Source organism: Sphingomonas sp. 10B4, assembly GCF_035019905.1.
In the GTDB taxonomy this organism is placed as follows: Bacteria; Pseudomonadota; Alphaproteobacteria; order Sphingomonadales; family Sphingomonadaceae; genus Sphingomonas; species Sphingomonas glacialis.
The window spans coordinates 1-6,430 of sequence record NZ_JASJVC010000117.1; the positions used below are offsets into that span (position 1 = coordinate 1).

Genomic DNA, 6,430 nt, shown 5'->3' on the forward strand with positions numbered 1-6,430 from the left:
GTCATCACTGACTTTCTCGGCGATGCGCAGCCCGATGTGTGGGTTGCCGACCGCTACGGTGCCCAGAATGGCCACGGAAAGCAGCGGCAGGTCTGCTTGGCCCACCTGCTGCGCGATGCTCAGTATGCCATCGATTGTGGCGATATGGTCTTTGCCCCTGCCTTCAAGGCACTGCTCAAACGGGCCTGCAACATCGGCAAGCGACGAGATCGGCTCAAGGACGCCACCCTCCTCGACTATCACCGACGTCTCGATCGCGACCTGACTGACCTGCTGCGCCGCAACGTGGTGCACCCGCAGGGGCGCAAGCTGGTGCGCGCGATCAAGAAATGCCGCAATGACCTGTTCGTGTTCATGACCCGGCGCGACGTGCCCACAACCAACAACGGATCCGAACGCGCGCTGCGCATGTCGGTCATCTTCCGCAAGGTAACCGGATGCTTCCGTTCGGTCTGGGGCGCAAAGCTCTACGCGGCCACCGTCTCCGTCATCGCCACTGGCAAACTACATGGCAAAACTGCACTCAAAGCCATCGCAGACGTTATCAACCCGCCAACGGTGCTCAACCGCGCAGCATAGGGGGTGAGCAGATACCCAGCGGAACTGGAATGGGAGACGCCTCGGACGGTCGAACAGCGCGCTCGCTACCGCCTCTTTCTGGTTGAAGAAATTGGCGTAGCTGTGCCCGCACCGGATCGTCGCCAGGAAATGCGCCAGCAGCAGATATTGCGCCTCCAGCGATTGCGCCGCGACGAAATCAATCTCGAGGCGGTCGAGCCGATCCGCAATCTGGCGCGGACTGTTGTAGCGGTAGAGGCCGGGATGCAGCGCGAGCGCCTGTCGCAAGATCGCGATGTCGCCACGCCGGTTGGTGGCGGTTGCCGGTCCGCCATCGGTGGCGCGAGCAATGACGGGATGCAGCGTGGTCGCGCCGAGCGCGGCAAGCATTTGGCGGCGATTCAACGCATGCTCCCGAAGCAAGTGTCGCGGGAATGTGGCAGCGCAGTGATGCGGTGTCGATTGCAAAAAGGGCGCCCGGATCCCTCCGAGCGCCCTCTCCATAATCACCGCCGTGGCAAAGCCACGCCGTCGGTCCTCGCTATGGCGAGGCCGGCCGACAGCTCCTGTGGGGACTTCGGCTTCGCCTTGTCCCCACCGGCGCGGTCGTGGCCGCGCCTCAGTAGCTGTAGTACATGTCGAACTCGACCGGGCTCGGCGTCATCTCCCAACGCTTCACGTCTTCCATCTTCAGCTCGATATACGATTCGATCTGGTCCTTCGAGAACACGTCGCCCTTCAGCAGGAAGTCGTGATCGGCGGCCAGGCAATCGAGCGCCTCGCGGAGCGAACCGCAGACGGTCGGAACCTCGGCGAGCTCTTCGGGCGGAAGGTCGTACAGGTTCTTGTCCATCGCCTCACCCGGGTGGATGCGGTTCTGGATGCCGTCGAGGCCGGCCATGAACAGCGCGGCGTAGCACAGATACGGATTGGCCATCGCGTCGGGGAAGCGCACTTCGACGCGCTTCGCCTTGGGGCCGGTGCCGTACGGAATGCGGCACGACGCCGAGCGGTTGCGTGCCGAGTAAGCGAGCAGCACCGGCGCTTCATAGCCCGGGACCAGGCGCTTGTAGCTGTTGGTCGTCGGGTTGGTGAAGGCGTTGACCGCCTTGGCATGCTTGATGATGCCGCCGATGAAATACAGGCACATGTCCGACAGGCCCGCATAGCCGTTGCCGGCGAAGAGCGGGTTGCCCTTGTCCCAGATCGACAGATGCGTGTGCATCCCCGAGCCGTTATCTTCCTTGATCGGCTTGGGCATGAAGGTGACGGTCTTGCCATAGGCCTGCGCGACGTTGTGGCAGACGTACTTGTAGATCTGCATGCGGTCCGCAGTGACGGTCATCGTGCCGAAGGTCAGGCCGAGCTCGTGCTGGGCAGCCGCCACTTCGTGGTGATGCTTGTCGCAGGGGAGACCCATTTCGAGCATGGTCGAGACCATCTCGCCGCGGATGTCGACCGCGCTGTCGACCGGCGCGACCGGGAAATAGCCGCCCTTGGCGCGCGGACGGTGGCCGAGATTGCCGCCGTCATAGCTGGTGCCGGTGTTGGTCGGCAGCTCGATATCGTCGATCTTGTAATAGCTGGTCGAATAGCTGTTCTCGAACTGGACGTTGTCGAACATGAAGAACTCAGCCTCGGGGCCGATGAAGATCGTGTCGCCGATGCCGGTGGTCTTGAGATACGCCTCGGCGCGCTTGGCGGTCGAGCGCGGATCGCGCGCGTAAAGCTCGCCGGTCGAGGGCTCGACGATGTCGCAGACGAGGATCAGCATCGGGGTGGCCGAGAAGGGGTCGGTCCAGATCGCGTCGAGATCGGGCATGAGGATCATGTCGGACTCGTTGATCGCCTTCCAGCCCTCGATCGAGGACCCGTCGAACATGAAGCCGTCGGTCAGCTCATCCTCGCCGACGACGCCGGCGACCATCGTCAGATGCTGCCATTTGCCCTTGGGGTCGGTGAAGCGCAGATCGATCCACTCGATCTCCTGCTCCTTGATCATCTTCAGTACGTCGCTGGCCGTATTCGGTGCCTTAGCCATAGTCCCCACGCCTTTCGTTTTCGAATAGTCTGCCCGAGTGGTTCGGGAATCGTGTGTCGCCCGGATGCTTACGCTGTCACGGAATGTTGCGTTGCGTCAAATCGCGTCCTCGTTGCGCTCGCCGGTGCGGATTCGCAACGCGGTTTCGACGGGGATCACGAAAATCTTGCCGTCGCCGATGCGGCCGGTCTGCGCGGCGGCGGCGATCGCCTCGACCACGCGGTCGGCCATCGCGTCCTCGACGACGACCTCGAGCTTCACCTTGGGGAGGAAGTCGACGACATATTCGGCGCCGCGATAGAGTTCGGTATGGCCCTTCTGGCGGCCGAAGCCCTTGGCCTCGGTCACGGTGATGCCGCTGACGCCGACTTCGTGCAGCGCTTCCTTCACTTCATCGAGCTTGAACGGCTTGATGATCGCCTCGATCTTTTTCACGCTTGCTCCGCCTCCCGCTATGCCGGGTGACCTTACAACAACCGTGCCAGCCGCGCGAGGGGCGGAAATGCTGGGGGGAGTCCTCGTAAACGGCTCGTCGCTGCCCAAAGCCTGTACATGGGACGCCGGGCTGCCGGTTTTTGCAGCACTCGATGCGCGATGCTTGATGCGTGATGCGCGGAGGCGTATGAAGCGGAATGCGCACGACCCTGGCTATCGATGATGACGTCCTCTTGGTTGCGCGCGATCTCGCACGGCAGCAGCGGCGCAGCATCGGGGAGGTCGTGTCGGATTTAGCGCGGCGGTCGTTGCGCTCCGAGGGCTCGGACGGATCGTCGCAGACGACGCGCAACGGATTTGTCCTGCTGCCGGTGAACAATCCCGCCGCGGTCATCACGATGGAGATGGTCAATTCGCTCCGCGACGAGCTCGAATGACCTATCTGCTGGACGTCAATGTCCTGATCGCGCTGATCGACCGCCGCCACGTCAACCACGACGTGGCGCATCGCTGGTTTTCGGAGACCGGGCATGCCGCATGGGCAACGTGTCCGCTGACCGAAAACGGCGTGCTGCGGATCGTCGGTCATCCGCGCTACGCGAATACGCCGGGCTCGCCTGCGGCGGTCGTGCCGGTGCTGGCGAGTCTGTGTGCGCTACCCGGCCATGTGTTCTGGCCGGATGCTATTTCCCTGCTGGACGAGCAGCACGTCACCGGCGCGAAGCTTTTCACCTCGGCGCAGCTGACCGACACCTATCTCCTTGCCTTGGCTGCGAGCCGACATGGGAAGCTCGCAACGCTGGACAGTCGGGTCGCGGTGCAGGCCGTGCCGGGGGGCAAGGCCTCGCTCCACGTCATAGCGACCCAATAGGGCGGCCCCCTCAATAGGGGGGCCCCCCTCAATACGGTGGCTTGTCGAACCCGCCGGGGCTGAGCGTGAAGATCTCGCAGCCGGTTTCGGTAATGCCGATCGAATGTTCGAACTGCGCCGAGAGCGAGCGATCGCGCGTCACCGCGGTCCAGCCGTCGTCGAGCAGCTTCACGTCGGCGCGGCCGGTGTTGATCATCGGCTCGATCGTGAAGATCATGCCGGGCTTCAACTCGGGGCCGGTGCCGGGCTTGCCGACATGGACGACCTCGGGCGCGTCGTGGAACAGCTGCCCCAGGCCATGCCCGCAGAAATCGCGGACGATGCCGTAGCGGTGCTTCTCGGCATGGCGCTGGATCGCGTGGCCGATGTCGCCGAGATGGTTGCCGGGTTTCGCCTGCTCGATGCCGAGCATCAGGCATTCATAGGTCACCTCGACGAGCCGCTTCGCCTTGATCGGCACGTCGCCGATCAGATACATCCGGCTGCTGTCGCCGTGCCAGCCGCCGAGGATCGGCGTTACGTCGACATTGACGATGTCGCCGCTTTTCAGCGTCTTCTCGCTCGGGATGCCGTGGCACACGACATGGTTGAGCGAGATGCAGCTCGAATGCGTATAGCCGCGATAGCCGAGCGTCGCGGGGATCCCGCCGCGCTCGACGATGAAGCGGCGGACCATGTCGTCGATCTCGGCGGTCGAGGTGCCGGGCACCATGTGCGGCACGATCATGTCGAGCGTTTCGGCGGCGAGCTTGCCCGCGGCGTGCATTCCATCGAACGCCTCGCGGCCATAGAGCTTGATCGCGCCGGTGCGGCCGGTGGGGGCGTCGGCGGTTACGGTTACATAGTCGGTCATGCCGGACGATATAGCGAAATCGCTTTCGCTTTGCGAGGGGGCGGTGGCGGGGCTATGGCTGTTGGCATGACCACACGCATCTGGACGGCCGCGCTCGCGGTGATCGGCGACGAAATCCTGTCGGGCCGAACGCAGGACAAGAATGTCGCGCAGATCGCGACCTGGCTCAACGTCCAGGGGATCCGCCTCGCCGAGGTGCGGATCGTCGCGGACAAGCCCGAGGCGATCGTCGAGGCGGTCAATATCTTGCGGGAACGCAACGATTACCTCTTCACGACCGGCGGGATCGGGCCGACGCATGACGACATCACCGTCGATGCGATTGCCGAGGCGCTCGGCGTGCCGGTGGTGTTCCACCCGCAGGCCGTCGCAGTGCTCGACGCGTATTACTCGAGCCGCGGCGGGCTGACCGAGACGCGCAAGCGGATGGCGCGCGTGCCCGAGGGCGCCGATTTGATCGAGAACCGCATGTCGGGCGCGCCGGGGATTCGCATCGGCAATATCTTCATCATGGCGGGCGTGCCGCACATCACTGCGGGCATGCTCGATGCGTTGACCGGTACGCTCGAGGGCGGGCTGCCGGTGCTGTCGCGCACGATCGGCTGCTGGGTCGCCGAGAGCGAGGTCGCCGACGTGCTGCGCCAGGCCGAGAAGAGCCATGAAGGCGTCGCGATCGGGAGTTACCCCTTTTTTCGCGACGGGCGCACTGGCGCCAACTTCGTCGTGCGCGCGACCGATGCGGCACTCGCCGATCGCTGCATCGCCGATCTGACGCAGGCGTTGGAGGCGACCGGCCGCAGCGTCGTCGCCGGCGGGATTTGAAAGTTGGGAGCGAACCGATGAAGCGCATGTATCTCGCGGCCCTGCTCACGGTGACCTTGGCGGCGTGCGATGGCAGCCCGACGGGCAGCAGCGCGCCCGCCGCGGTCGCGACGCATGATCCGATGGAGGCCAAGATCGATGCGCTCTCGCCGTCGCTCCAGCAAACGACGATGTTCCGCGCGATTCGGGACGGCGGGTATACCTGCCAGAAGATCGTGCGGATGGAGAAGCACGCGCCGATCGAGGGCAAGGCTGTGTGGATCGCCGAGTGCGACGACAAGGGGCAATATGTCATCACCCTCCAGCCCGGCGGGATCTTCTGGGTGAGCGGCGTGCCGCAGCCGAAGAGGCCGCGCTGACGCGCACCAAGCTCAGCGTCTGCCGGCGCAAGCGGCGCTTCGGTTCGGAGATCGCTGCGGGGCAGGCGGCCGAGCAGTCTGGCCTCGTGCTCCGACCGTACCGGTGCGACCGCTGCCGCCAGTTTCATCTGACCAGCCGCACCAAGGGTAAGCGCGTGCCGCGGATTGCCTGATCCCCGTCGCCCCGGCGGAGGCCGGGGCCGCTGGCTTGCTGAGCGGGCGGTCCGACCCGAACCTAGCGGCCCCGGCCTTCGCCGGGGCGAAGCGAACGGGCTATGTCGTTTTTTGGTGGACAGCTGACATTCAGAGAACCGGCCTAGCCTGCGAGTTCCGCTAATCCCACGGCAGCATATCTGAGAACATACGGTTTCTCATACGGTTTGCCGTCTGGAAAATCGTCGCCAAAGAAAGCGATGTATAGCCTGACTCATTGAGGAGCCGGAAAAGAGGTTGCGTTGTGGTCCGGAAGCGATTCATGTTCCAACATGATC

9 protein-coding genes are annotated in these 6,430 nt (G+C 64.2%); 5 read left to right on the forward strand and 4 right to left on the reverse strand.

What is annotated here, in order from left to right; all coding sequences use genetic code 11:
• Positions 1–579: IS66 family transposase (locus QN347_RS18475; RefSeq protein WP_323494298.1), on the forward strand; the 579-nt coding region annotated here is incomplete at its 5' end.
• On the opposite strand, the gene QN347_RS18480 is transcribed toward QN347_RS18475, so the two are convergent.
• The 3 genes from QN347_RS18480 to QN347_RS18490 form a co-directional block, all read right to left on the reverse strand.
• Positions 505–948: a hypothetical protein gene (locus QN347_RS18480; RefSeq protein ID WP_322159838.1), complete on the reverse strand. Its 444-nt coding sequence runs from the start codon at positions 946–948 to the stop codon at positions 505–507. The genes QN347_RS18475 and QN347_RS18480 overlap by 75 nt on opposite strands.
• A gap of 229 nt (positions 949–1,177) precedes the next feature.
• Positions 1,178–2,599, reverse strand: coding sequence for a type I glutamate--ammonia ligase (gene glnA, locus QN347_RS18485; protein WP_322159836.1), 1,422 nt, complete (start codon positions 2,597–2,599; stop codon positions 1,178–1,180).
• Between the two features lie 96 nt (positions 2,600–2,695).
• Positions 2,696–3,034, reverse strand: coding sequence for a P-II family nitrogen regulator (locus QN347_RS18490; RefSeq protein WP_010183375.1), 339 nt, complete (start codon positions 3,032–3,034; stop codon positions 2,696–2,698).
• 197 nt (positions 3,035–3,231) lie between these two features.
• On the opposite strand from QN347_RS18490, the gene QN347_RS18495 reads away from it, so the two are divergent.
• Together QN347_RS18495 and QN347_RS18500 are read left to right on the forward strand one after the other, a co-directional pair.
• A complete protein-coding gene (locus QN347_RS18495) occupies positions 3,232–3,471 on the forward strand; it encodes a hypothetical protein (RefSeq protein ID WP_322159834.1) in 240 nt (79 codons plus the stop codon).
• Positions 3,468–3,905 (forward strand): TA system VapC family ribonuclease toxin, encoded by a 438-nt coding sequence (locus QN347_RS18500; RefSeq protein WP_322159833.1) that lies wholly within the window; start codon positions 3,468–3,470, stop codon positions 3,903–3,905. The genes QN347_RS18495 and QN347_RS18500 overlap by 4 nt, the downstream gene beginning before the upstream one ends.
• A gap of 28 nt (positions 3,906–3,933) precedes the next feature.
• On the opposite strand, the gene map is transcribed toward QN347_RS18500, so the two are convergent.
• Positions 3,934–4,758 carry a type I methionyl aminopeptidase gene (gene map / locus QN347_RS18505; protein ID WP_322159831.1) on the reverse strand — a complete coding sequence of 275 codons (825 nt, stop codon included), beginning with the start codon at positions 4,756–4,758 and terminating at the stop codon, positions 3,934–3,936.
• 66 nt (positions 4,759–4,824) lie between these two features.
• On the opposite strand from map, the gene QN347_RS18510 reads away from it, so the two are divergent.
• Positions 4,825–5,580, forward strand: coding sequence for a competence/damage-inducible protein A (locus tag QN347_RS18510; protein ID WP_322159830.1), 756 nt, complete (start codon positions 4,825–4,827; stop codon positions 5,578–5,580).
• A gap of 17 nt (positions 5,581–5,597) precedes the next feature.
• Positions 5,598–5,939 (forward strand): hypothetical protein, encoded by a 342-nt coding sequence (locus QN347_RS18515; RefSeq protein ID WP_322159828.1) that lies wholly within the window; start codon positions 5,598–5,600, stop codon positions 5,937–5,939.
• Positions 5,940–6,430: the final 491 nt, after the last annotated feature.

Excerpts from the sequence above, each read along its gene's own strand:
- QN347_RS18480 (WP_322159838.1), bottom strand. The coding sequence starts at position 948 with ATGCTTGCCGCGCTCGGCGCGACCACGCTGCATCCCGTCATTGCTCGC.
- glnA (WP_322159836.1), bottom strand. The coding sequence starts at position 2,599 with ATGGCTAAGGCACCGAATACGGCCAGCGACGTACTGAAGATGATCAAG.
- QN347_RS18495 (WP_322159834.1), top strand. The coding sequence starts at position 3,232 with ATGCGCACGACCCTGGCTATCGATGATGACGTCCTCTTGGTTGCGCGC.
- QN347_RS18500 (WP_322159833.1), top strand. The coding sequence starts at position 3,468 with ATGACCTATCTGCTGGACGTCAATGTCCTGATCGCGCTGATCGACCGC.
- map (WP_322159831.1), bottom strand. The coding sequence starts at position 4,758 with ATGACCGACTATGTAACCGTAACCGCCGACGCCCCCACCGGCCGCACC.
- QN347_RS18510 (WP_322159830.1), top strand. The coding sequence starts at position 4,825 with ATGACCACACGCATCTGGACGGCCGCGCTCGCGGTGATCGGCGACGAA.
- QN347_RS18515 (WP_322159828.1), top strand. The coding sequence starts at position 5,598 with ATGAAGCGCATGTATCTCGCGGCCCTGCTCACGGTGACCTTGGCGGCG.